At 67.2% G+C, this 23,391-nt stretch carries 19 protein-coding genes; 2 read left to right on the forward strand and 17 right to left on the reverse strand.

The annotated features are described in order from the left end of the window. Window positions 1-648 precede the first annotated feature (648 nt). Entirely contained in the window at window positions 649-3,723 is a 3,075-nt protein-coding gene (locus AB839_RS00010; RefSeq protein ID WP_061477819.1) for a TonB-dependent receptor, read from the forward strand. Between the two features lie 189 nt (window positions 3,724-3,912). After that, on the forward strand, window positions 3,913-4,107 hold the full coding sequence (locus AB839_RS00015; RefSeq protein WP_061477820.1) for a heavy-metal-associated domain-containing protein: 195 nt from the start codon (window positions 3,913-3,915) through the stop codon (window positions 4,105-4,107). A 77-nt stretch (window positions 4,108-4,184) separates the two neighbouring features. On the opposite strand, the gene cueR is transcribed toward AB839_RS00015, so the two are convergent. The 17 genes from cueR to AB839_RS00100 form a co-directional block, all read right to left on the reverse strand. Next, window positions 4,185-4,640, reverse strand: coding sequence for a Cu(I)-responsive transcriptional regulator (gene cueR, locus AB839_RS00020; protein WP_061477821.1), 456 nt, complete (start codon window positions 4,638-4,640; stop codon window positions 4,185-4,187). An 11-nt stretch (window positions 4,641-4,651) separates the two neighbouring features. Next, the gene (locus tag AB839_RS00025; protein ID WP_061477822.1) at window positions 4,652-7,153 is read right to left on the reverse strand and encodes a heavy metal translocating P-type ATPase; all 2,502 of its coding nucleotides are present in this window, start codon (window positions 7,151-7,153) and stop codon (window positions 4,652-4,654) included. Window positions 7,154-7,314: 161 nt separating this feature from the next. Next, entirely contained in the window at window positions 7,315-10,272 is a 2,958-nt protein-coding gene (locus AB839_RS00030) for a TonB-dependent receptor (protein ID WP_061477823.1), read from the reverse strand. A gap of 392 nt (window positions 10,273-10,664) precedes the next feature. After that, window positions 10,665-11,402, reverse strand: a complete 738-nt coding sequence (locus AB839_RS00035; RefSeq protein WP_061477824.1) for a copper homeostasis protein CutC — start codon at window positions 11,400-11,402, stop codon at window positions 10,665-10,667. Continuing rightward, window positions 11,399-12,397 (reverse strand): N(4)-(beta-N-acetylglucosaminyl)-L-asparaginase, encoded by a 999-nt coding sequence (locus AB839_RS00040; RefSeq protein WP_061477825.1) that lies wholly within the window; start codon window positions 12,395-12,397, stop codon window positions 11,399-11,401. The genes AB839_RS00035 and AB839_RS00040 overlap by 4 nt, the downstream gene beginning before the upstream one ends. A gap of 51 nt (window positions 12,398-12,448) precedes the next feature. Beyond that, window positions 12,449-13,471, reverse strand: a complete 1,023-nt coding sequence (locus AB839_RS00045) for a glucokinase (protein ID WP_061477826.1) — start codon at window positions 13,469-13,471, stop codon at window positions 12,449-12,451. An 84-nt stretch (window positions 13,472-13,555) separates the two neighbouring features. After that, a complete protein-coding gene (locus AB839_RS00050) occupies window positions 13,556-13,840 on the reverse strand; it encodes a hypothetical protein (RefSeq protein ID WP_005409434.1) in 285 nt (94 codons plus the stop codon). 35 nt (window positions 13,841-13,875) lie between these two features. Next, a complete protein-coding gene (locus AB839_RS00055) occupies window positions 13,876-15,465 on the reverse strand; it encodes a calcineurin-like phosphoesterase family protein (RefSeq protein WP_061477827.1) in 1,590 nt (529 codons plus the stop codon). Window positions 15,466-15,592: 127 nt separating this feature from the next. Beyond that, window positions 15,593-16,213, reverse strand: a complete 621-nt coding sequence (gene hisIE, locus AB839_RS00060; RefSeq protein WP_061477828.1) for a bifunctional phosphoribosyl-AMP cyclohydrolase/phosphoribosyl-ATP diphosphatase HisIE — start codon at window positions 16,211-16,213, stop codon at window positions 15,593-15,595. After that, window positions 16,203-16,979, reverse strand: coding sequence for an imidazole glycerol phosphate synthase subunit HisF (gene hisF, locus AB839_RS00065; protein ID WP_061477829.1), 777 nt, complete (start codon window positions 16,977-16,979; stop codon window positions 16,203-16,205). Before hisF ends, hisIE begins: the two co-directional genes overlap by 11 nt. Next, complete coding sequence (hisA, locus tag AB839_RS00070; protein WP_061477830.1) at window positions 16,973-17,707, reverse strand: 1-(5-phosphoribosyl)-5-[(5-phosphoribosylamino)methylideneamino]imidazole-4-carboxamide isomerase; 735 nt, start codon at window positions 17,705-17,707, stop codon at window positions 16,973-16,975. Before hisA ends, hisF begins: the two co-directional genes overlap by 7 nt. Further along, a complete protein-coding gene (gene hisH / locus AB839_RS00075) occupies window positions 17,704-18,306 on the reverse strand; it encodes an imidazole glycerol phosphate synthase subunit HisH (protein WP_010482586.1) in 603 nt (200 codons plus the stop codon). Before hisH ends, hisA begins: the two co-directional genes overlap by 4 nt. After that, a complete protein-coding gene (gene hisB, locus AB839_RS00080; protein ID WP_061477831.1) occupies window positions 18,303-19,376 on the reverse strand; it encodes a bifunctional histidinol-phosphatase/imidazoleglycerol-phosphate dehydratase HisB in 1,074 nt (357 codons plus the stop codon). Before hisB ends, hisH begins: the two co-directional genes overlap by 4 nt. Beyond that, window positions 19,373-20,467 (reverse strand): histidinol-phosphate transaminase, encoded by a 1,095-nt coding sequence (gene hisC, locus AB839_RS00085; RefSeq protein ID WP_061477832.1) that lies wholly within the window; start codon window positions 20,465-20,467, stop codon window positions 19,373-19,375. Before hisC ends, hisB begins: the two co-directional genes overlap by 4 nt. Next, complete coding sequence (gene hisD / locus AB839_RS00090; RefSeq protein WP_061477833.1) at window positions 20,464-21,759, reverse strand: histidinol dehydrogenase; 1,296 nt, start codon at window positions 21,757-21,759, stop codon at window positions 20,464-20,466. Before hisD ends, hisC begins: the two co-directional genes overlap by 4 nt. After that, a complete protein-coding gene (gene hisG, locus AB839_RS00095; RefSeq protein ID WP_049438529.1) occupies window positions 21,756-22,667 on the reverse strand; it encodes an ATP phosphoribosyltransferase in 912 nt (303 codons plus the stop codon). The genes hisD and hisG overlap by 4 nt, the downstream gene beginning before the upstream one ends. 34 nt (window positions 22,668-22,701) lie before the next feature. Next, window positions 22,702-23,010, reverse strand: coding sequence for a YerC/YecD family TrpR-related protein (locus AB839_RS00100; RefSeq protein ID WP_088497315.1), 309 nt, complete (start codon window positions 23,008-23,010; stop codon window positions 22,702-22,704). Window positions 23,011-23,391 lie beyond the last annotated feature (381 nt).

A 23,391-nucleotide genomic window follows, 5' to 3' on the forward strand; every position in this document is an offset into this window, starting at 1 on the left:
GCAACGGCTTTGACCGATGTGGAGGTCTTGCAGGCCTCTTTGGCGACCTGCAGCTTGAAACGCGCGTCGTATCTGTTCATGTATCCCTCGGGGTTGGATCTGATGTCCAACTCCCGGGGGTCACTTCCGGGTGAGGGCGCTTTGCTTGCGAAGCACTGCTTCGTAAGCGCCCGAACGCCCAGCCGCTAGCGGCTGGGCCGGCCTGGGGGTTTACGGCGTCCCCGCAATCCGACACCGTCCCGCCAAACCAGCAGAAAACCAGAGCCGCTTTGGCTTTGGCTTTAGCTTTGGCCGTTGCCCTGGCTTCAAGCAGGTGCAGGGCGCAGCCCTGCCGGCCCCCCTCCCCTGCGCACGAAAACGATTTCACTGTTTTCAGCAAACCGTCATCCCTTCGCCACGCCAGTACCATATTGCGGAGCAGCATGCGCCCAAGGGCGACCCATGCTAAAAATCGCCCGCCCATCGCTTAGATCGATCCAAGAACGACACTGCGATGGCCGGGAGTTGGGGGAGCAGCAACAGGACGTACCAGGCCACCACGCGCGGTGCTCTGCCACCCACATGGCGACACCCGTAATGTCACTTCAAATTAGATCGATTCAAGTTGTCCGAGCCACGTCACCGGATCAATCCAGGAGAGAGGGAGAGATGGGAATGAAGCATTCAACACGTACGCACGGCCAGGACGCATTGTCGCTGGCCATCGCGCTGGCCTTGGCCGCCGCCGTCATTCCGGCTGGCGCCGCCGCGCAACAGGCCACGTCCACCGGCGCGCAGGACGCCACCACCCTGGACAGCGTCCAGGTCACCGGCTACCGCTACGCCATTGAAAAGAGCCTCGAGCAGAAGCGCGACGCCAACGCGGTGGTCGAGGTGATCACCGCCGAGGACGTCGGCAAGTTCCCCGACAAGAACGTGGCCGACGCACTGCAGCGCGTGCCCGGCGTGGTCATCACCCGCAGCGGTGGCGAAGGCAAGAGTGTCAGTGTGCGCGGCCTTGCGCCGGACCTGACCCTGACCCAGTTGAACGGCAACTTCGTCGCCTCGTCAGAGACCAACAACGAAGCGACGCGCTCCTTCAACTACACCCTGCTGCCATCGAACATGTTGTCCAGCGCGGAGCTGTTCAAGTCGCCGGAAGCACGCATCGACGAAGGCGGCATCGGCGGCACGGTCATCCTGCATACCCGTCGCCCGCTGGACATGGAATCCAACTCCGGCTACGTGAATCTGGAGGGCACCACCTCCGATACCAGCCACGATGTCGATCCGCAGGCGTCCGCGCTGTACTCGTGGCACAGCAAGGATGAGCGCTTCGGCGTCCTCGTCGGCGTGACCCAGCAGAAGCGCACCACCCGCACCATGGAAGCCAGCACCGAGGACTACCAGTGGTACGGCAATGGCACCACGGCCCGCGATGCCAACGGCAACCTGCTGGAGCAGGATGGCATCCACTACTGGTGGGGCCAGTCCGGCTTCAACAACCAGGCTGGCAAGAACTACAGCGAATTCTTCATGCCAACCTCGGTGAACTTCGCGGTGAAGGAAGAGAAGCGCGAGCGCAAGGGCGGCCAGCTGACCTTCCAGTTCAAGCCGGTCGACAACGTCACGATGACCGCGAACTACTTCCGCTTCGAGCTGCAGGGTGACTACACCCAGAACATGCTGAAGGTGCCGGAGTGGAACCTGGCCCGCTACAACCAGGACGGCAACTGGGCCGGCGGCCGCCTGCTCAACGGCCTGGATTTCGACCCGAGTGGCAGCATTGTCACCGGTGCGCAGTACCAGAAGCTGGCCGGAAAGACCTATTACTGCAGTGAGGAAGAAGCAGCGGCAGCCGGCCTGGAACCCGGTGGCTGGGGCCCGGACGACTGCACCATCCCCACTCCGCAGCTCACCGGTGGATACAGCAAGGAAAAGGCACTGTCGCAGACCGCCGACCTGACCATCGACTGGGATATCAGCCCGCTGTGGAAGGCCTCGTTCACCGGCGGCCGCACCTGGTCCGAAGGTGGTCCGTCGATGAATTTCCGCATGTCGGCCAAGCCGCGCCGCAAGGTGGGCAACCAGTGGCAGTCCGGCAACCAGTACACCGCCTGGGACCTGACCGGCACGCCGTCGGTGCAGTTCTCGCCGGACCTGCAGCAGCAGTTGATGGCGGGCGTGGCCGAAGTCGATACCGGCTCGACCGATTCGTCCTGGATGCAGACCGAGGTCAAGCAGAACTACTTCCAGGCCGACGTCACCAAGCTGTTCGAGGCCGGCTGGCTGGATTCGATCCAGTTCGGCGCCAAGTACCGCGATGGCAAGGTCCACCGCAACACCGGCAACACCTATTGGGTGTGCCCGGGCCTGGATCCGTCCGACTATGACAACAATCGCTACCAGGCCGGTTGCGATCCGACCGCAGGCGATGCGCAACCGGGCTTCTTCCTGTCCAACCCGATCAGCAACATCACCGGCGCGTTCAACGCCAACGTGTTCCCGGGCATCAACTACCCGGCCTACATCGACTACTTGAACAAGACCTACGGTGGCTCGCACAACCGCACCGAAGAAGACTTCGTCTACGACGTCAACGAGAAGATCCATTCCGGCTACTTCCAGGCCAACTTCCGCACTGAGCGGGTACGCGGCAACATCGGCGTGCGCGTGGTGCGGACCAAGCAGTTCGCCCAGTCCAGCGATTCGGTCGAGCGCTTCAACGACTATTTCGTCGACAACGCCAGCGGCGCGCCGATGAGCTGCGATGATCCGGCCGCCGACCCGAACCTGCGCTGCCAGGGTGGCTTCGTCCGCCTGCCCGACCCGCAGGTGCGCGACAAGGTGTACGCCCTGTCGTCGCTGGAAAAGACCTATACCGACGTGCTGCCCAGCTTCAACATTGCCTGGGACATCACCGACAACCTGGTGCTGCGTGGCGCGGCATCGAAGGTGGTCGCGCGCCCGAGCTACACCAGCATCGCCTATCCCGGTGGCCTGCGTTACATCAGCGAAGAGTACGCCAACGACCGCCGCGTCACCGGCGGCACCGACACGCCCGGCTGGTACGGCTCGGGCAGCAACAAGGCGCTGGAACCGTTCAAGGCGGTGCAGTTCGACCTGGGCCTGGAGTGGTACTTCAAGCCGGGCGCGGTCGCAGGTGTTTCGCTGTTCCGCAAGAACGTGGACAACTTCACCGTGCCGGTGGTGCGCGACCAGCAGATGAACGTCGGCGGGCAGTCGGTCACCGTGCAGAAGTACGAGACTCAGGCCAACGGCCGCGATGGCGTGTCGCAGGGCGTGGAACTGTATGGCCAGTACACGTTCGACTTCGGACTGGGCGTGCAGGCCAACTACACCTACAACGACACCAACCTGGCCTCGATCGTGCTGGATGGCGAGGAAATCGGCTCCTCGCCGCTGGTCGGCAGTGCCAAGAACCAGGCCAACGTTACGGTGTTCTACGAGAACGACAAGTTCCTGGCGCGCGCCTCGTACAACCGTCGTGGTGAAGTGGTCGGCGGCCTGAACAATGGCATGACCACCTACACCAAGCCTTACAGCCAGCTTGACCTGAACGTGGCCTACAACCTCACTCCGGACTGGACGGTGACCGCCGCCGTACTGAACGCCACCAAGTCCGAGCTGCGCAGCTACATCGGCAACGACAGCCAGGCCCGCCTGCTGTCCAACCTGTACGCCGGCCGCCAGCTGTACTTCGGCGTGAACTGGAAGTTCTGAGGCAGCGCCGGGCCTGGCCCGGCGCCGTCTTGCCCGCCCCGGCGGGAATGGTCCTCCACGGCAGCCGCGCTGGTACAGGCGGCTGCCGTTTTCATGGGTGCCTGCGCCGCCGTTCAGCCACCTGCTTGACCCTGCCATCGTTGGAAGGTGCACACTGGTTTCACCTCACGAGCACCGAAGGAGCTACAGATGGAATTCCATGTTGACGGCATGACCTGCGGCGGCTGCGCGCGCAGCGTGACCCGCGCGATCCAGCAGATCGATCCGAACGCCAGTGTGGTGGCCGATCCGCCGACCGGTCTGCTCAAGGTGCAGACCACCGCATCACAGGAGCAGGTGTTCGCCGCGCTGAACGATGCGGGTTTCCCGCCGCGCACTGCCTGATCCCCTGCCTTCTGCCACCGCGGAGCCCGCCCCCTGCACTGTCACCGAGCGGGCTTTTTTGCATGCGACATGGAAACTCAGCGCTTGCGCGCGCGCCGCCGCACCGCGCCGGTCTTCGCTGCATCGACCGGCAGCGGGGCCTCATCGTCTTCACCCAACCGCTCCAGGATCGGGCACTCCGGGCGCTCGTCGCCCGCACAGCAACGGATCAGCGATTTCAACGTGTCGGCCATCTGCCGCATGCTCTGGATGCGTTGTTCCAGGTCGGCAATGTGCTGCTCGGCCAGGTGCTTGACGTCGGCACTGTGCCGCGCGGTGTCGTTCCAAAGGCCCAGCAGGTCACTGATTTCGGCCACCTGGAAGCCGAGATCGCGCGCGCGGCGGATGAAGCGCAGGCGATGGATGTCCGCCTGCGAATACGCCCGGTAGCCCGATTCGGTGCGATCGGCCGCGGGGATCAGGCCGATCTGTTCGTAGTAGCGGATCATCTTCGCCGACACGCTGGAGGCCTTGGCGGCGTCACCGATGTTCATGCGGATCTCCTTCAGTGGGCGGCAGCGGCGGCATCGGCCATCGGCGGCTGGAAGCGGCGCAGGCGCAGCGCGTTGCCCAGCACGAACACACTGGACAGCGCCATCGCACCGGCCGCGAACACCGGCGACAGCAGCACGCCCCAGGCCGGGTACAGCACGCCGGCAGCGACGGGAATCAATGCGGTGTTGTAGGCGAACGCCCAGAACAGGTTCTGCCGGATGTTGCCCAGCGTCGCCTTGGACAGCGCAATGGCATTGGGCACGCCCTGCAGGTTACCCGACATCAGCACCACATCGGCCGACTCCACCGCGATGTCGGTGCCGGTACCAATGGCCAGGCCGACATCGGCTTCAGCCAACGCAGGGGCATCGTTGATGCCGTCGCCGACGAAGGCGACGTGCCCATGCGTGGCCTTCAGCCGGCGCACTGCCTCGACCTTGCCTTCCGGCAGCACCTCGGCCACCACTTCATCGATGCCGAGCTGGCGCGCGATCGCCTGTGCGGTCCCGGCGTTGTCGCCGGTGATCATCGCCACCTTCAGGCCCAACCGATGCAGTGCCGCGATCGCTGCCGGGGTGCTCGGCTTGATCGGATCGGATACCGCGATGATCGCGGCCAGGCGTCCATCGATGGCCACGTACATCGGTGACTTGCCCTGCGTGCCGAGTTCCGCCGCCAATGCTGCGAATGCAGTGATGTCCACGCCCAGGTCGCGCATGAAGCGATCGGCACCGACCTCCACGCGTGCACCCTCGACACTGGCCCGCACGCCCATGCCGGTGACCGATTCGAAGCCGACCATGCCCGGCAACGTGATGCCCTGCCCGGTCGCGGCATCAACAATCGCGCGGGCGATGGGATGCTCCGAGCGCCACTCCACCGCGGCCACTGCCGCCAGAACCCTGTTGCGATCGAAGCCAGCGGCAATCTCCAGATCGGTCAGGCGCGGGCGGCCTTCGGTCAGCGTGCCGGTCTTGTCCACCGCCACCACCTGCGCGTCCTTCAGCAGCTGCAGGGCCTCGCCCTTGCGGAACAGCACGCCCATTTCGGCGCCACGACCGGTTCCGACCATGATCGAGGTCGGCGTGGCCAGGCCCATCGCGCACGGGCAGGCAATGATCAGCACCGCCACCGCATTGACCAGTGCGAAGCTCAGTGCCGGCGATGGACCGAAGATCAGCCAGACTGCGAAGGTCGCCAGCGCGGCCAGCATCACCGCCGGCACAAACCACAACGTGACCTTGTCGACCACCGCCTGGATCGGCAGCTTCGAGCCCTGCGCCTGTTCGACCATGCGGATGATCTGCGCCAGCAGGGTCTGCGCGCCCACGGCCGTGGCCCGCACCGTCAGTGCGCCCTTCTGGTTGACCGTGCCACCCACCACGCTGCTGCCCGGCAGCTTCTCGACCGGAATCGGCTCGCCGCTGATCATCGATTCATCGATGTAGCTGCGGCCTCCAACCACCTCGCCATCCACCGGCACGCGCTCGCCCGGGCGCACTTCCACCAGGTCGCCGCTCTGCACTTCATTGACCGGGATGTCGACCGCGCGGCCGTCACGGACCACATGGGCCACCTTGGCCTGCAGGTTGACCAGGCGCTTGATCGCTTCGGAGGTGCGGCCCTTGGCCCGGGCCTCCAGGAAGCGACCGAGCAGGATCAGCGCGACGATCACCGCCGCCGCTTCGTAGTAGACGTTCACCGTGCCCGGCGGCAGCAGCCGCGGTGCAAAGGTCGCTACCACCGAATAGCCGAACGCCGCGGCGGTGCCCACCGCCACCAGCGAATTCATGTCCGGCGCCAACCGCAGCAGCGCCGGGAAGCCCTTCTGGTAGAAGCGGCGCCCGGGGATGGCCAGCACCAGGAGCGTCAGCACGAACTGCAGGTACCCGCTGGCCTGCATGCCGAGGGTGGACATCACCCATGCGTGCATGCCGGGAATCAGGTGCGAACCCATTTCCAGTACGAACACCGGCAGTGCCAGCGCGGTGGCCACGATCAGGTCGCGCTTCAGTCCGGCGAGCTCGGCATCCTTCTTTTCCGCAGCCTGATCATCGGACTGCACACCCGCCTCGATCACACGTGCGTCATAGCCGGCCTTGTCGATCGCGGCGACCAGCGCAGCCACGTCCGCCATGCCACGCACCGTGGCGCGCTCGGTGGTCAGGTTGACGCTGGCCTGGCTGACGCCGGGCACGGCCAACAACGCGCGTTCGACACGGCCCACGCAGGAAGCGCAGGTCATGCCTTCCACCGCCAGTTCAGTGGTCGCCGCGGGCACGTCATAGCCCACCCGCTCCACTGCCTGGACAAGCGCCGCGCGATCCACCGGGCCCGACGGACGAATGTCCGCCCGCTCGGTGGTCAGGTTCACCGAGACACTGCCCACGCCCTCGACCTTGGACAGTGCTGCCTCGACCCGGCCCACGCAGCTGGCGCAGGTCATGCCCTCGATGGGCAGGCTGATGGTGGAGGGGCTGGCGGGGGCGGCAGCGGCGCGCGGCGTGCTCATGATCGGATTCCCGGGTTTCCTTCTGGATGCGGACAGGCTAAACCTTGCCATCGTGGGAAGGTCAAATCCAGCCTGTCCGCATGCCTGAAGGGAGCGCCGCCCCCGGCGTCCCGTTTCCGCATCCACGCATGGCGTGGATCTAGCGGCGGAGGTCGGTCTCCTCAGAAGGTGAACACATACTCCAATGCGAACTCGCGGCCGACCGCGCTCAGCAACCGGGTCGGCGCGAAGTCATAGTCCAGCTTGTACGGGTCCTTGTGGTTCCAGCTGGCCGAGTTGAACACGTTGTTGACGTAGACATTGACCTTGGCGTGCTCGGTCACCTGGTAACCCACGTTGACGTTCCAGGTGATGAACGGCCCGACCCGGCCGAAGTAGCGCGAGGTCTGCTGGCCCGCGTTGGGGTTCGGGTTCGCCGAGCCATCCGGCAGCTGTGCCGGTTCCAGGCAGTTCAGCGACGGGCTGTCACTGGGCACGTAGCCGTCGGCGAACGGCAGGCAGCCGCCGGGATTGTCCAGGCGGTCGGTGCCCCAGTGATAGCGCACGCCCGGCACCGAGCCCACGCGGTCGGCATAGACGTTGGCGTTCCAGTTGCCGCGCTGCCAGGCCAGGCTCGCGCGCAGCTTGCTGCGCAGGTCCCGGTCGCGCCGTTCCGGGTTCGGGTCGTTGGCGTAGCGCTGTTCCTTGGTCGAGATCTGGTTGGTGTAGTTCAGGCCCAGCTGGAAGCTGCCCCACTGCGCGGTTTCCAGGCGATAGCGTGCAGTCAGGTCGATGCCGCGCACTTCCCGGCTGGCCAGGTTGAACGGGCCGCGCTCGATCGATACCAGGCGGCCGCTGCTGTCGCGGTTCACGCGGGCCAGGATGCCGGCGCAATAGTCGCCACCGGCCGGATTGGCCCACGGCGTGCCATCGATGTTCTTGCCGGTCAGGCAGCCGGCCTCGCTGGCCAGCACCTCGTCGGCGCCGACGTCGACGATCATGTCTTCCAGCTTGATCGCCCAGTAATCGGCGCTGACCGACAGGTTGGGCATCACGTCCCAGACGAAGCCGACCGTCCACGAATCGCCGGTTTCCGAACGCAGCAGCGGCGTGCCACGCCGGTTCACGTCGAAGGTGTACCAGACATCGGTGTTGCCCACGCCGCAGTTGTTGACCAGGTAGGCCCCGCTCTGGATGCAGCGCAGGCGGTCATAGGTCTGCACTTCGGAACTGCTCGGCTGGCCCAGGAGGTAGTGCATGTCCGGCGCGTGGAAACTGGTGGCGTACGAGCCACGCACCAGCAGCGATTCGACCGGGCGCCATTCCAGGCCGACGTTCCAGGTGGTCTCCTTCTGGCTGCCGATATCCAGCGCTTCACTGCTGTCATCGGCCTTGTAGTTGCCGTAGCGGTCGTAGCGGGCCGCCGCGGTGGCCGTCACGCTCTCCAGCAGCGGGATCTTGAACTCGACGCCGGCCGAGTAACGGGTGCGCTCGCCGCCACCGCGATCGACGTTCTGCAGATCGAAGTCGATGCCGGCGCGCGGGTCCGGGCTGAGGTGATAGCCCTGCTGCGCGACTTCGGCCACGGCGGCGAACGAGATCGGGCCGGCCCAGCCCTGGAACAGCTCGCCGGTGATGTCCGCCGAGGCCTGGTTGACCCACGATGACGCGCGGTTCCTGGCCACCGTGCCCATCTGCCAGTACTGGTCAGGCGTCAGCGGGTTCCACCAGCGCGATTCGTTCAACGCATAGATCGCCTCGCCGTCAGCGGTGGTGCCCAGGCGCGGGCCGAGGAAGAAGTCGTACGACTTCTGCTCGTCCACCACGTTCTGCCGTTCTTCCACGCGATAGTAGGAACGCCCCACCGTGGCGCTCCAGTCGAAGCGGTCGGCAAGGCGGCCACGCAGGCCCGCGCTCCAGTCCCATGACAGCTCGCGGTTGGTGTTGCGCAGGGTGTCCAGGCCGCCGACTTCGTTCGGGGTGAACTGGCGCACGCCCAGGATCGGGCGGTTGCGGTTGGCATCCCAGTAATAGCCGTTGTCGTCGTCGATCAGCGAGACGCTGGGCGGGTTGGTGCCCCAGATCGCTTCGGAGCGGTACACCGCCAGGTTGGTCCACGCCTGCAGGTCGCTGCTGAAATCGAAGGTGGCATACAGGTTGCCGGACACGTTCTCGGCACCACCGGTCAGCAGCCAGTTGGCGTAGTCGGCGCTCATGCCGCACAGGCGGCCGGTGTTGGTGATGCGGTTGGCGGCGTAGTTGTAGACCAGTCGATCGGCCGTGTAGTACTCGCCGTCGAACTTCTCGCAGGTGCCAGTGGGTGGCGCCAAGCGCTGGCCCGTCGTCGGATCGATCAACGCCAGGCCCGAGGTGGGGCGGAAGCCGACCTTGCGCTGCTCCATGTTCCAGGACGCATACGGCGCATCATCGGCATCGTCCATCTGCGGGCGGTCGCGGCCGAACAACGGATCGCGCTTGGTGTACTGCAGCGCGTAGGTCACGCTCCAGTTGTCACCCGTCTTGCCGCCGGCCCATGACAGGTCCCAGGTGTCGCGCCCGCCTTCGGTGGAAGTACCGCCGCGCACGCGCACTTCGTCGCCGTCGTAGTTGGTCTTGAGGATGACATTGACCACGCCGGCGATCGCATCCGAACCGTAGATGGCCGAGGCGCCGCCGGTCAGTACTTCGATGCGCTCGACCGCTGCGGCCGGAATGTTGCCGTAGTTGGAGAAATTGGTTTCACCGCCATACGGCAGAGGGTAATCGGCCACACGACGGCCGTTCACCAGCAGCAGCGAGCGGTTCGGGCCCATCCCGCGCAGGTTCAGCCCGCTGGCATTGGGCGTGTGCGAACCCCATTGCGAGGCGGCTTCGACGGTACCGGTTGCTTCGGTGAGCGTCTTCAGCGCGTCATACACGCTGACGAAGCCCTCTTTCTGGATCTGCTGCGCGGTGATCACGTTGACCGGGGCCGGGCCTTCGACCGCGGCGCGCTTGATGCGCGAACCGGTAACGGTGACCGCGTCCAAGTCCTTGGTGGACGAACTGGCCGCTTCCTGTGCACCCGCGGCCAGGGGCAACAGGGCCAGGACCAGTGCCTGGGACAGCAGGTGACGACGCTTGCGAACGGACTGAGCCATGGGTGGTTGCTCTTGGAAAGTGTGGACGCGCGGACAGGTGGTGGCGTAGCACGACGGCTGATCCGGGTGCCGGGATCGGTTCACGACCGTCCCAGCCCCTCCCCTGTGGATCGATCCAAACTAAAGCACAGCTGAACCGCGCCGGGCATGCGGCGATGCAGCAACACCCTACGCAATGCCGCTATCAGCCGCAGGTATCAAGAACAATCAAAGGGTTGCGAAACATCGCTGAGAGAACAGCGCACACGTCAATGACACGATCGCGACAACCGCGCGCGGAACGGTTTTGTCCGCGTCGTCGCGTGCGACTGTAGAGCCGAGCCCGTGCTCGGCTGATGTCGTTTGCCGCAAAGCGCAGCCGAGCGTTGGCTTGGCTCTACAGCAGAAGCGGGCTACCTTGCGCCGTCCAGCGCCTGCCGCAGTGCGGCCACGGTGGCGGTGGCGGTCTGGCTCCAGTCCGGGTCCAGGCCGCGCAAAGCCGGGTTCTGGAACTGCATCGCCGAGCGGCGCAGGCCCTTGGCCGAGGCGTGCAGTTCGGTGCAGCCGGTCCGTCGCGCAACGGCGGCGATGTTGGCCGGGCCCAGCCCGGCGCCGGCCATCACCGTGATACGTCCCGCCGCCTGGGTGACCAGACCCGCCAGCACATCGGCGCCGGCCTCGGCGCTGACCTGGCCGCCCGAGGTCAGCACGCGCTGGCAACCCAGTCCGATCACCTGCTCCAGCGCCGCCGACAGGTCGCGGGCCGCGTCGAAGGCACGATGGAAAGTCACCTGCAGCGGCCCGGCGGCCTGCACCAGTTCACGGCACAACGCCAGGTCGATACCGCCCTGCACATCCAGCGCACCGATCACCACGCCATCGCAGCCCAGCGCGCGGCACTGCGCGATGTCACGCAGCATCAGTTCGGTTTCCAATGCGTCGTAGTGGAAATCACCCGGGCGCGGGCGCACCAGCACGAACAGCGGAATCGACAGGCGTTCGCGGGCGATCGCGATGCTGGCGAACGACGGCGTGGTGCCGCCCTCGGCCAGGTTGTCGAACAGTTCGATGCGGTCGGCACCGCCGGCCTGCGCGGCCAGCGCCGAGGCCAGCGAGTTGCTGGCGATCTCCAGGGTCAGCCGCGTGCTCACGCCTGGGTGCTCGCATAGATCGACGGCGAGTCGCGCAGGTCGTCCTGGCGCTGTCCATCGCACACGGCGTAGACGAAGCCGCGGTGCAACGCGTAGGCACCCACCTCGCCCTGCTTGTTCATGGCCAGGAAGCACACCTGCAATGTCCTGCTCGCTTCGGGGCGCTTGCGCACCACGCGGTCGATGGCTTCGCGGCAGGCCTGTGCGGGCGAGCGCCCTTGGCGCATCAGCTCGACCACCAGGAATGAGGCCGCATTGCGGATCATCTCCTCGCCCACGCCCGACGCGGTGGCCGCACCCACTTCGTTGTCGACATACAGGCCGGCACCGATGATCGGGCTGTCGCCGACCCGGCCGTGCAGCTTCCAGGCCATGCCGCTGGTGGTGCAGGCACCTGCAAGATGGCCCTTGGCATCCAACGCCAGCATGCCGATGGTGTCGTGGTTGTCGCTGTTGCCGGGAATACCACGGCGCTCGGCATTGATCTGCGGCTGATACTTCTCGGTCTTCAGCCACTCGCGCCAGGCCGCTTCGGCCTGCGGCGTGAGCAGGTGCCTGCGCTCGAAACCCTGCTGCACCGCGAACTGCTGCGCGCCCTCGCCCACCAGCAGCACGTGCGGGCTGTTCTCCATCACTTTGCGGGCCACCGACACCGGATGCAGGATGTCGACCAGCGCGGCCACCGCGCCACAACGGCCATCGCCATCCATGATGCTGGCGTCCAGGCTCAGCACGCCGTCGCGGTCCGGGTTGCCGCAATGGCCGACGGTGGGGTTGCACAGCTCGCTCTCGGCCCAGCGTGCACCGGCTTCAACTGCATCCAGTGCGCTGCCACCCTGCGACAGCACCTTCCATGCGGCCTGGTTGGCCGGCACGCCGAAGTCCCAGGTCGAAACCACCCTGGCCCCACCCTGCGTGCGCGCCTGCACGCCCGGCAAGGCCACCATGCCTGCGGCCAGTGCGCCGGCCTGCAGGAACTGCCTGCGATCCACCATCTTCCCCTCCCAGTCTGCAATGCACGGCCGGCCCGATGCCGGCCACGCCGATCAGTCGTGCGTGGGCTGCCGTGCGGCGTACCAGACCGCTGCGCCGAGAACGCCCAGCTGGCCATGCTCCACGCGCCATACCGGCACCTGGCGCAGCACCTCGGTCAGCACGCCCTTGTTGAGGAAGCGCTCACGGAAGCGACCATCGGCCAGGAAATCCTGCACATGCGCAGAAATGCCCCCGGCCAGGTACACCGAACGCGCACCCACCGCGATCGCTGCGTCGCCGGCCAGGCTGCCCAGCCAGGCACAGAACACCTGCAGCGTTTCCACCGCCAGCGCATCCTCACCGCTGCGTGCGGCACCGATCAGTGCCTCGGTACTGCTCCACACCGGAGTGACGCCACGCAGTTCGCACAGGCACGGATACAGGTTCATCAGGCCACTGCCGGACAGCACGCGCTCGTTGTCCACGTGCGGCCAGCGCTGCAGCAGCTTGTCCAGCACCTGCAGTTCCAGCGCGTTGCCGGCGCCGAGCGCGGCATGGCCGATCTCGCTGGCCAGCACCGGACGCTCGCCGTCGGCAAAGCGCAATGCTGCACCCAGGCCGGTACCGGCGCCCAGCACCAGCGCCGGGAACGCCTGCGCCGGGTCAGCATCGCCATTGAGCGGCACCAGGGTGTCAGGCTGCAGGTAGGGAATGGCCAACGCCACCGCTTCAAAATCATTGATCAGCTGCAACTCATGCAGCCCGGACTGCAGCCGCGTGGCCGACAGCGAGACCGTCCACGGCAGGTTGGAATTGATCAACACATCGCCATCGAGCAGTCCGGCGATGGCGACCACGGCGGCCTGTACCGGCTGGCCGAGGCCAGCGGTGAAATCGGCCAGGATCGCGGCCAGGCTGGGATGCTCGGCGCAGGCATAGGTGCGATGGCTGCCCAGCAGTGGTGCCTGGCCGGGTTGCGTTTCAGCCAGCGCCAAACGGGCGAAAGTGCCGCCGACATCGGCGACAACGAGACTGCGCGGAAGACCGCCGCGGGCGGAGTCGGTGGAAACCGGGGACGCTGCTGCGATGGTCACGCTGGCCTGCTTGGATCGATTGAATCGCCCCGATTCTCAGGCATCGGGGCGGCTTTGCCTAGCGCGCCGGCGGTTCAGGTTGGCCTACATGCCTTCCTGTTCGGCCACCTGCACGCCATCCACCAGCACGCGCAGGCGCTGCGGGCGGAAGCCGGCGAACAACAGCGGCCGGGTGCGCTCGACCAGCACCTCATGGCCGGCGATGTGGCGCAGCCACGACTGTACCAGCGAGAACGAGAAGTGGGTGCCCGGATGCAGCGGATGCTGCACCCAGACCTTCTCGGTGGCGCTCTGCAGCAGCATCGCACCGGTGAACCAGTGGCGGCTGAGGGTGACTGGCGTGGTGCCGGCCATGAAGCGGATATCCATGCGGGGTCCTTTCGCTGGAGCGGAGATGCGGGGGATCAGGGCTGGGCCGTCTGCAGGCTGTAGCGGGTGGTGGCGGTGAACACTGCACCATCAGGCTGGGTAGAGCGTACTTCGACCTTGTGGCTGCCCACGGCCAGGTCGGTCGGCAGCGCGCCACGCCACAGGTGCGGCGACGCGGTGGCCTCCGGCGAACGGTCGTAGCCGCGCAGGCTGCTGGCCAGATCATCGGCCACGTTCTCCACCATCAGGCGCGGATCGGGCTGGCTGACCTGCTTCATCGGCTGCCAGGCACCGCCATCGACGCGGTACTCGACCACGCTGGCGTCCTCGCCCATGTAGACGTTGGCGTAGACACCCCACGCCGGATAGGCCCCCTGGCGCAGCACCTTCGGCGCATGCAGGCCGATCTGCTCGCTGGCCGGCTTGCCGGCCACCCGGTACTGCAGTCTGTAGCTGCCATTGGCGGCGATGTCCAGCAACGCGTAGCCCTTTGGCGTGCCATCACTCATGGTGCTGTCCGGCACGCCGGCGGCGTCCTTCACCCCCGACCAGAACGCGCCGCAGTTGGCACCGACGTTGTATTCGTGCAGCGGCTTGTCACCGTTCCAGCCGTCGGCCTTGCCGTGGTAGACGTGCTGCTGGGTGTGGCTGTGGCCACTGAGCACCAGCACGTTGCGGAAGTCCTTCAGCAGGTCGAACAGGCGCTGGCGGTCAGCATGACGGAAGGTCTCGCGCCCCGGCGCGGCGTCGAACAGCGGGATGTGCATGCCCAGCACCAGCAGGCGGTCCTTGTGCAGGCCCTTCAGGTAGCTGGCAAGGAAAGCGAACTGGTCTTCGCGCAGGCCACCGACATACTTCGGCCTTGCGTTGGGGTCATACACCACGTCGTCGAGGAACACGAAACTGGCACCGCCCTCTTCCACCGCGTAGGTGTCCGGGCCGTAGATGTTGCGCCAGCTGTCCAGCGAATGCTCGTCGCTGGCTGCATCGAAATCGAGGTCGTGATTGCCCGGCACATGGAACCACGGCACGCCCAGCGACGTAGTGACCTTGTTGATTGCCGGATACAGGGTCAGATCGTCGTTGACGATGTCACCCAGGGTGGTGCCCATGCGCGCCTTGGTCTGGCCGACCAGCGGCGACACGATCGACTGCTGGTAGTAGCCGATGTCCTTCAGGCTGGCGGTCTGGGAGTCGGTGAAGACCAGCATCTGGAAGCCGCGACGGCTGTCACGGCGATCCGGCTGCAGCGCGAAATCCCAGTTGCGGGTGACATCGCTGGTGGCGGCGATGCCGCCGTACTTCAGCGCCGGCGAGCCGTTCGGGCGGAAATGGCGCCAGAACGAAGGCAGGCCGTCTGCCGCCTTCGGGAACGAATACGCATCGGGCTTGATCACGAACACGGTCTGGCCATCACGCACCGGCAGGCTGTAGCTGCCGTCGGCGGCGGTCTTGACGATGGCCTCGCCGTTGGAGACCTGCACCCCGGCCAGGCCCGGATCGGTCGCACCGCGGCCCGGCTTGCCGTCACGCTCCAGATAGACCTTGCCGGTGACCACGGTGCCCGCAGCCCAGGCCGGCGAGGTCAGCAACAGGCAGCACAGCCAGGCGGCAGGCAGTTTCATGGGAGGCATCCGGCAGAAAGAGACGCGGTATTGTAGAGCCGAGCCACGCTCGGCTGCATTCAAGAAAAACAGCCGAGCATGGCTTGGCTCTACAGGTAGGTGCGGAGCGCTGCTCCGCACGCCTTCTTCAACGATGGCGTTTTTCCAGCACCGCCCGCGCATCGTCCAGCGACAGACCGCGCGCGCGCAGCAGTACCAGCAGGTGGTACAGCAGGTCCGAAGCCTCACCGAGCAGTGCCTCGTCATCCTGCGCAACCGCCGCCAGTGCGGTCTCCACCCCCTCCTCACCCACCTTCTGTGCGATGCGGCGGATGCCGCCCTCGAACAGGCGGGTCGTATAGCTGCCCGGCGGGCGCTGCGCCTCACGCATCGCGACCAACTGGCCCAGCCCGCCCAGGAAGTCCTTCGGCGCCTGGTCGAAACAGCTCTCCGCACCCGTGTGGCAGGTCGGCCCCGCCGGGCGTGCCATCACCAGCAGCGTGTCGGCGTCACAGTCGACGCTGATCGATTGCACCACCAGCACGTTGCCGGACTGCTCGCCCTTGGTCCACAACCGCTGCTTGCTGCGGCTGAAGAAAGTCATGTGGCCGATGGCCAGCGTGGCCGCCAGCGATTCTGCGCTGACATAGCCCAGCATCAGCACCTGCAGGGTATCGGCATCCTGCACCACGGCCGGCAGCAAGCCGTCACCCTTGCCCCAGTCCAGTGCCTGCAATGCGTCCAACGAAGGCCTGACTTCAATAGACATCCCGCACCTCGATCTGCTGTCCGCGCAGGTAGCGCTTCAATTCTGGAATGGCGATGCCGCCGCTGTGGAACACGCTCGCCGCCAGCGCACCATCGACGTCGGCCTGGTCAAAGGCTTCGGCGAAGTGCTCCATCGCACCGGCGCCACCGGAGGCGATCAGTGGCACCTGGCACAGGGCCCTCGCCTGCCGCAACTGTGCGACATCGTAGCCGCGGCGCACGCCATCGCTGTCCATGCAGTTCAGCACGATCTCACCGGCGCCCCGACGTTGCACCTCGACAATCCAGTCCAGGGTGCGCAGTGGCACCGCCTGGGTCTTGTCCGGGTCTCCGCTGAAGCGGCGCACCCGCCATTGGCCATCCGCTTCGCGCACCGAATCGACACCGACCACCACGCATTGCACGCCGAACTCGTCGGCCAGTTCAGTGATCAGTTCCGGGCGGCCCAGCGCGGGGGAGTTGATCGACACCTTGTCGGCACCGGCGAACAACACGCGACGCGCGGTTTCCACGCTGTCGATGCCCCCGGCCACGCAGAACGGAATGTCGATCAGCCGCGCGATGCACTCGATCCAGGCAACGTCGACCGAACGCGCCTCGGGGCTGGCGCCGATGTCATAGAACACCAGCTCGTCCGCCCCTTGGTCGCGATAGCGCTGCGCCAGCTCGGCGATATCGCCCATGTCGACATGGTCGCGGAAACGCACGCCCTTGACCACGCGGCCATCGCGCACGTCCAGGCACGGAATGATGCGCCGGCTCAACATGCCAGTGCCTCCGCCAGGTCCATGCGCTGTTCCAGCAGCGCCTTGCCGAGGATCGCACCGCCGCAGCCAGCGGCACGCGCCTCGGCCACATCGGCCACGTCACGGATGCCGCCGGACGCCTGCACCGCCACCCCTGGCAGCAATGCCGACAGGTGCTGGTAGAGGCCGATATTGGGCCCGGCCAGCATGCCGTCGCGGGCGATGTCGGTGCACAAGAGGTGGCGCATGCCAGCGCGCGCGTAGCGCTGGGCCAGGTCATCCAGGGTCACCCCGGCGTTCTCGGTCCAGCCGTGCACCGGCAGCTGCCACTGCCCCTGTGCGTCCTGGCGCGCGTCCAGCGCAATCGTGATGCGCTCGGCGCCAAATTCCTCCAGCCAGCCCACCACTTCATCGGGGCGGCGCACCGCCAGCGAACCGACCACCACGCGGCCGGCGCCGGCATCGAGGATGCGCGCCACGTCGTCGCGGCCGCGCACGCCACCGCCGGTCTGCACCTGCAGCGGCGTGTGCGCGCGGATCGCCGCCAGCAGCGGCGCCAGCGTATAGCCACCGGCGCGTGCAGCATCCAGGTCGACCAGATGCATCCACTGCGCCCCCTGCGCGGCGAACGCCTGCGCGCGCGGCAGCGGATCGTCGCCGTAGGAGGTTTCCTGCGCGTAGTCGCCCTGGCGCAGCCGCACCACGCGGCCATCGCGGATATCCAGCGCGGGGTAGACGATGAAACTCATGCAGCAGTGCCCTCGAGGAAATTGCGCAGCATCAGCGAGCCGGTTTCGCCGGAACGCTCGGGGTGGAACTGTGCGCCGTAGTAACGCCCCTGCTCCACCACGGCAGTGAACAGGCCGCCGTGGTCGCAGGCAGCGACGGTGTGGGTATTGAGCGGCGCCGCATAGCTGTGCACGAAGTAGGCGCTGGCACGCTCCGGCACGCCGCGCAGCAGCAGCGATTCGCGCAGTGGCAGCAGCCGGTTCCAGCCCATGTGTGGCACGCGGATGCCGCAGGCCGGCACCAGCTTGCGCACCACGCCGGGAATCAGCCCCAGTGTCTCCACACCCGCTTCCTCGGAGCGCTCGAACAGCAATTGCATGCCGAGGCAGATGCCCATCAGCGGCACCTCCAGCCGCTGCAGCGGTTCCACCAGGCCCTGCGCGTGCAGGCGCTGCATGCCGGGACCGGCGGCGCCGACACCGGGCAGGATCACCCGCTGCGCGCCGATCAGGCCGTCCGCGTCGCGCACCAGCCGCACCGTCGCGCCCAGGCGCTCCAGTGCGTAGCGCACCGAGCCCAGGTTGGCACCTCCGGCATCGATCAGCGCGACGTCGCTCACAATGCCCCCTTGGTGCTCGGCAGTGCCGTGCCCTGCCGGGCCAGCGCCGGGCGCAGTGCGCGCGCCAGCGCCTTGAAGCAGGCCTCCACCTTGTGGTGATCGTTGTCGCCGCGCACCTGCAGGTTGAGGTTCAGGCCGCTGGCATCGCACAGCGAGCGGAAGAAATGCGGCACCAGCTCGGTCGGCATGTCCCCCACCCGCTCGCGCTTGAACTCGCCCTCGAACACGAAGTACGGGCGGCCGCTGAAGTCCAGCGCGGCGCTGGCCAGGGTCTCGTCCATCGGCAGGGTGAAGCCGTAGCGGCCGATGCCGCGCTTGTCGCCCAGCGCCTCGCGCAGGGCCTGGCCCAGGGCCAGCCCGGTGTCCTCGATGGTGTGGTGCTCGTCGATGTGCAGGTCACCCTCGGCCTGGATGTCGAGGGCGAAGCCGCCGTGCTTGCCGATCTGTTCGAGCATGTGGTCGAAGAACGGCAGGCCGGTGGCGATGCGCGCATCACCGGCGCGATCCAGGTCCAGCTCAACGCGGATTTTCGTTTCTTTGGTGTTGCGCTGGACCACGGCGGTGCGCGGCGCGTCGGCCAGCGCGTGCGCGATGCCCGGCCAGTCCCACTCGCCACCGAACTGTTCGGTACGCAACTGGAAGCCCCGGATGTTGAGGTTGTCGGCGAACTGCAGGTCGGTGATGCGGTCGCCAACCATGGCCGAGCGTGCCCAGTCGATGCTGCGGTCCTGCAGGTAGCCAGTCATCAGGCCGATGCCCGGCTTGCGGGTCGGCGCATTGTCCTGCGGCCAGCTGCAGTCGATCAGCACGTCACGGAAGGTGATGCCCTGGCTCTCGAAGATCTGCAGCATCAGGTCGTTCGGGCCATCGAAGCTGGCGCGCGGGTAGCTGTCGCTGCCCAGGCCGTCCTGGTTGGTGACAATCACGAACTGGTAGCCGGCATCACGCAGCTTCAGCAGCGCCGGGATCACCTGCGGCACGAAGCGCAGCTTCTCGTAGGCATCGATCTGGAAATCGGACGGCTCCTCGATGAGGGTGCCGTCGCGGTCGATGAACAGGATCGGGGTCATGCTGCGGCCCTCCGCGCCGACAGGGTCGCAAGCACGCGGTCATTCTCTTCGGGGCTGCCGATGCTGATGCGCAGCGCATCACCCAACTGCGGCGCGGCGCGCTGGTCACGCACCACCACGCCCGCAGCCAGCAGCGTATCGAACGCGGCCTGGGCATCGGCGAAGCGGACCAGCAGGTAGTTGCCGGATGAGCGGTAGACGCGACGCACGCCGGGCAGGCCCAGCAGCGCCACGCGCAGGCGTTCGCGCTCGGCAATCACCGTGGCTACGCGTTCGGCGGTCCGGGCCAGCGCGGCGGGTTGCAGCGCCTGTACCGCCAGTTCCGCGCACGGCGTCGGCACCGGGTACGGCGCCTGGCAGCGGCGCAGCACAGCAATCAGCTCCGGTGCGGCGATCAGGGTTCCAATGCGCGCGGCAGCAAGAGCGTGCGCCTTCGACAGCGTGCGCAGCACCGCCAGATTCGGGTTCGCGGCCAGCAGCGTGGTCGCCGACGGGCGCTGCGCGTACTCCACATAGGCCTCGTCCACCACCACCAGCGCCTGCCCGCGCAGCGCAACCGCCACACGCTCGACCTCCTCCAGAGCGATGTCACTGCCGGCCGGGTTCGACGGTGCGCACAGGAACACCAGCTTGGCTCCCTGCGCCTTGGCCGCGTCGATCACCGCATCCAGATCGGCGCGCAGGCCATCCTCGCTGTCCACCAGCGGCACTTCAATCAATGCGGCACCCTGCAGGCGCGCGCAGACGGCGTACATGCCGAACACCGGCGGCGTGACCAGCACGCCATCGCGACCCGGCACGCACAGCGCGCGTACCAGCAGATCAATGGCCTCGTCGCTGCCGCGGCCGACCAGCAGCTGCTGCGGCGTCACGCCGTACAGCGCCGCCAAGCCTTCGCGCAACGCCAACGGTTGCGGCTCCGGATAGCGCCGGCTGCTGCCAGCCGCATCGGCCGGATTGGCCCAGGCCGACTCGTTGGCATTCAACCAGACCTCGCCCTGCACCACCGCACTGCGCGCCGAGCTGTAGCCGGCGAAGGCCTGCAGATCCGGGCGCACCAGTGCCAGCACGTCATCAATGGCGGCGCTCATGCGGCGGACTCCATGCGCAATGCAACCGCACGCTCGTGGGCATCCAGGCCTTCGGCGCTGGCGATGATGCGCGCGCAGCCGCCGATCGCGGCCAGGCCGGCGGCACTGGCGCTCTGCACGCTGATCAGGTTCTGGAAGCTGGCAACACTCACGCCGCTGTAGGCAAGTGCGGCACCGGCGGTGGGCAGTACGTGGTTGGTGCCGCTGCAGTAGTCACCCAGTGCTTCGGGGGTGTAATCACCCAGGAACACCGAGCCGGCCGCCTGCACCTTGTCCAGCCACGCGCGCGGATCACGCAGTGCCAGGATCAGGTGCTCCGGCGCATAGCGGTTGCTGATCGCGAAGGCTTCCTCCAGCGAATCGACCTGGATCAGGCGCGAGGCCGACAGCGCCTGGCGCGCGATCTGCTGGCGCGGCAGCAGGGCCACCTGCCGCTCCACTTCGGCCTCGACCGCCGCCAGCATCGCGGCATCGTCGGTCAGCAGCAGCACCTGCGAATCCGGGCCATGCTCGGCCTGCGACAGCAGATCGGCAGCCACGAACGCCGGATTGGCACCCGCATCGGCGATCACCAGCACTTCCGACGGGCCGGCCGGCATGTCGATGGCGGCGGCGCCCTCCTGTGCGACCTGCTGCTTCGCTTCGGTCACGAAGCTGTTGCCCGGCCCGAACAGCTTGTCGCAGGCGGGAATGCTTGCGGTGCCATAGGCCATGGCAGCGATCGCCTGCGCGCCGCCCAGCTTGAACACGCGCTGCACGCCGGTCAGCCGCGCCGCCACCAGTACGGCCGGGTCTGCGCTGCCATCGGCGCGCGGCGGCGTGCACAGCACCACCTGCGGGCAGCCGGCCAGCTGTGCCGGAACGCCCAGCATCAGCGCGGTAGACGGCAGCGGCGCGCTGCCGGCCGGCACGTACAGGCCCACCCGACCGATCGGGCGCAGCATGCGTTCGCAGACTACGCCCGGCGCAGTTTCAACCGCGTAACCCTTGCCCATGCCGGCGGCGTGGAAGCGGGCGATGCGCTCGGCGGCGTCCACCATGGCCTGGCGCAGTTCGGCGGGGACAGCGGCTTCGGCCGCCGCGAACTCGGCTTCGCTCACTTCAAAGGACGACAGTTCGACACCATCGAAGCGTGCGGTGATCGCACGCAGCGCGTCGTCGCCCTGCGTGCGTACCTGTGCGATCAGCGTCGCCACCGCGTCGCGGGTCTGCTGCGCCACGGTCTGCACCGGGCGGGTCAATGCCGCGCTGCGCGCGGCCTCATCAAGTCGGGACCAGATCAGACGGTTCATGCCAGCGACCGCTCCACGCTCAGTACCATCAGGCCCTGCGCACCCGCGCGCTCGAGTTCCTCCATGCGCTGCCAGCTCAGCGGGCCAGGGCACATGGTCTGCAGGCGCAGCGCACCGCCATCGGCCGGCAACCGCACCAGCGGCTCGGCATCGGCCAGCAACTGCGCCAGCGCATCGACGCGGTCCTCGCTGGCGCGGAACATCAGCAGCTTGCGGTCCTGGCGCTGCACCACGCCGTCGAGGCGGCGCAGCAGCATCGCGCGCAGCGAAGCGCGTGCATCATCCGGCACCCTTACTGCACCGGCCAGCACCGCCTCGCTGTCGAGCAGGTTGTGTACCGGGGTCAACTGGTTGGCGCGCAGCGTGGCACCGCTGGAGACCAGATCACAGATCAGGTCGGCGGTACCCAGGCGCGGGGCGATTTCCACCGAACCGGACAATTCGACCACCTGCGCGTCCACGCCCTGCTCCGCCAGCCACTGCGTGAGGATGGCCGGGTAGCTGGTGGCGATGCGGGTACCGGCCAGCTGCGCCGGACCCTGCCACTGCCATTCCTCGGGCACCGCCAGCATCAGCCGGCACTGGCCGAAGCCCAGCCCGCGCAGCGCCTGATAGGCGTCAGGCAGGCCGATCTGGCGGCGTGCCGCGGCCTGCTCGTCCAGTTCATTGCGGCCGACGATGCCGAGGTCGCAGACGCCGTCAGCGATCAGGCCGGGGATGTCGTCGTCGCGCACCAGCAGCAGGTCTACCGGCAGCGATTCACCGTAGCAGAACAACTTGTCACGGCTTTCGCGCCAGCTCAGGCCACAGGCGCTGAGCAGGTTGCGGGCGGGCTCGGCCAGCCGGCCACTCTTCTGGATGGCGATACGCAGCCGGTCTCTTGCCGGCGCTGCCTGGGTTGCACTCATGGGGGAGGTCTCGAAGTTCGGAACGGGGCGCGGATCAGCGCGAAGCAAGGCGGTCGATGGCAGCGGCATAGCCTCGATGGCCATGCTCGAGCGTGCGCGCCACCCGCCCGGTGGTGGTCACGCTCACGCCGGTGCGCTCGTGGATCTCGCGATACGGCACGCCCTGCTGCAGCAACGGCACCACTTTCCAGCGGTCGGCCATGGCTTCCAGTTCGGCCGGCGTGCACAGATCGCGCAGGAAGGCTTCCACCTGCTCCGGCTCGCGCAGGGCGGCAAAGGCCAGGGCCAAGGCTTCCAGGTCGGCCTTCGGGTCTTTGGCGGCAATCTCGGGGCGGGCTTTCACGGGGCTGTTTCCATGCATCAATGTAATAACGCGTTAGTACATTAGCACATTCTTGCGCAGTGCGTCAAATCGTCAGTTGGGGTACGGCAGGGCTGCTGCCCTGCACCCGCAGAGGCAAGAGCCAGAGCAACAGCAAAGCTGGTTTCCGAGGGTTGGCGGGATGGATCCGCTTGAGGGGGGCGCTGCAAGTACCCCTCCGGGGCCCGGCCCAGCCGCTGGCGGCTGTGCGTTCGGGCGCTTGCGAAGCAGTGCTTCGCAAGCAAAGCGCCCTCACCCATGTAAGCTCGGTCGCCGCATTTATGCGGCTCACGCCCCCTCAACCGGACCCACCCCGCCTTCGACAGTTGGCCGCGAGCTGTCGGGACGGCCGGGGCCCGGAAA

It is taken from the genome of Stenotrophomonas sp. DDT-1, from assembly GCF_001580555.1.
GTDB lineage: Bacteria > Pseudomonadota > Gammaproteobacteria > Xanthomonadales > Xanthomonadaceae > Stenotrophomonas > Stenotrophomonas sepilia.

What these genes read in the sequence shown, in the direction of transcription:
- hisG (WP_049438529.1), bottom strand. Translation starts at nt 22,667, where the DNA reads ATGAGTGCAACCCAGGCAGCGCCGGCAAGAGACCGGCTGCGTATCGCC.
- AB839_RS00030 (WP_061477823.1), bottom strand. Translation starts at nt 10,272, where the DNA reads ATGGCTCAGTCCGTTCGCAAGCGTCGTCACCTGCTGTCCCAGGCACTG.
- cueR (WP_061477821.1), bottom strand. Translation starts at nt 4,640, where the DNA reads ATGAACATCGGTGACGCCGCCAAGGCCTCCAGCGTGTCGGCGAAGATG.
- hisD (WP_061477833.1), bottom strand. Translation starts at nt 21,759, where the DNA reads ATGAACCGTCTGATCTGGTCCCGACTTGATGAGGCCGCGCGCAGCGCG.
- hisA (WP_061477830.1), bottom strand. Translation starts at nt 17,707, where the DNA reads ATGAGTTTCATCGTCTACCCCGCGCTGGATATCCGCGATGGCCGCGTG.
- AB839_RS00010 (WP_061477819.1), top strand. Translation starts at nt 649, where the DNA reads ATGGGAATGAAGCATTCAACACGTACGCACGGCCAGGACGCATTGTCG.
- AB839_RS00015 (WP_061477820.1), top strand. Translation starts at nt 3,913, where the DNA reads ATGGAATTCCATGTTGACGGCATGACCTGCGGCGGCTGCGCGCGCAGC.
- hisF (WP_061477829.1), bottom strand. Translation starts at nt 16,979, where the DNA reads ATGTTGAGCCGGCGCATCATTCCGTGCCTGGACGTGCGCGATGGCCGC.
- hisC (WP_061477832.1), bottom strand. Translation starts at nt 20,467, where the DNA reads ATGAGCGCCGCCATTGATGACGTGCTGGCACTGGTGCGCCCGGATCTG.
- AB839_RS00050 (WP_005409434.1), bottom strand. Translation starts at nt 13,840, where the DNA reads ATGGATATCCGCTTCATGGCCGGCACCACGCCAGTCACCCTCAGCCGC.
- AB839_RS00055 (WP_061477827.1), bottom strand. Translation starts at nt 15,465, where the DNA reads ATGAAACTGCCTGCCGCCTGGCTGTGCTGCCTGTTGCTGACCTCGCCG.
- AB839_RS00025 (WP_061477822.1), bottom strand. Translation starts at nt 7,153, where the DNA reads ATGAGCACGCCGCGCGCCGCTGCCGCCCCCGCCAGCCCCTCCACCATC.
- hisIE (WP_061477828.1), bottom strand. Translation starts at nt 16,213, where the DNA reads ATGTCTATTGAAGTCAGGCCTTCGTTGGACGCATTGCAGGCACTGGAC.
- AB839_RS00040 (WP_061477825.1), bottom strand. Translation starts at nt 12,397, where the DNA reads ATGGTGGATCGCAGGCAGTTCCTGCAGGCCGGCGCACTGGCCGCAGGC.
- hisB (WP_061477831.1), bottom strand. Translation starts at nt 19,376, where the DNA reads ATGACCCCGATCCTGTTCATCGACCGCGACGGCACCCTCATCGAGGAG.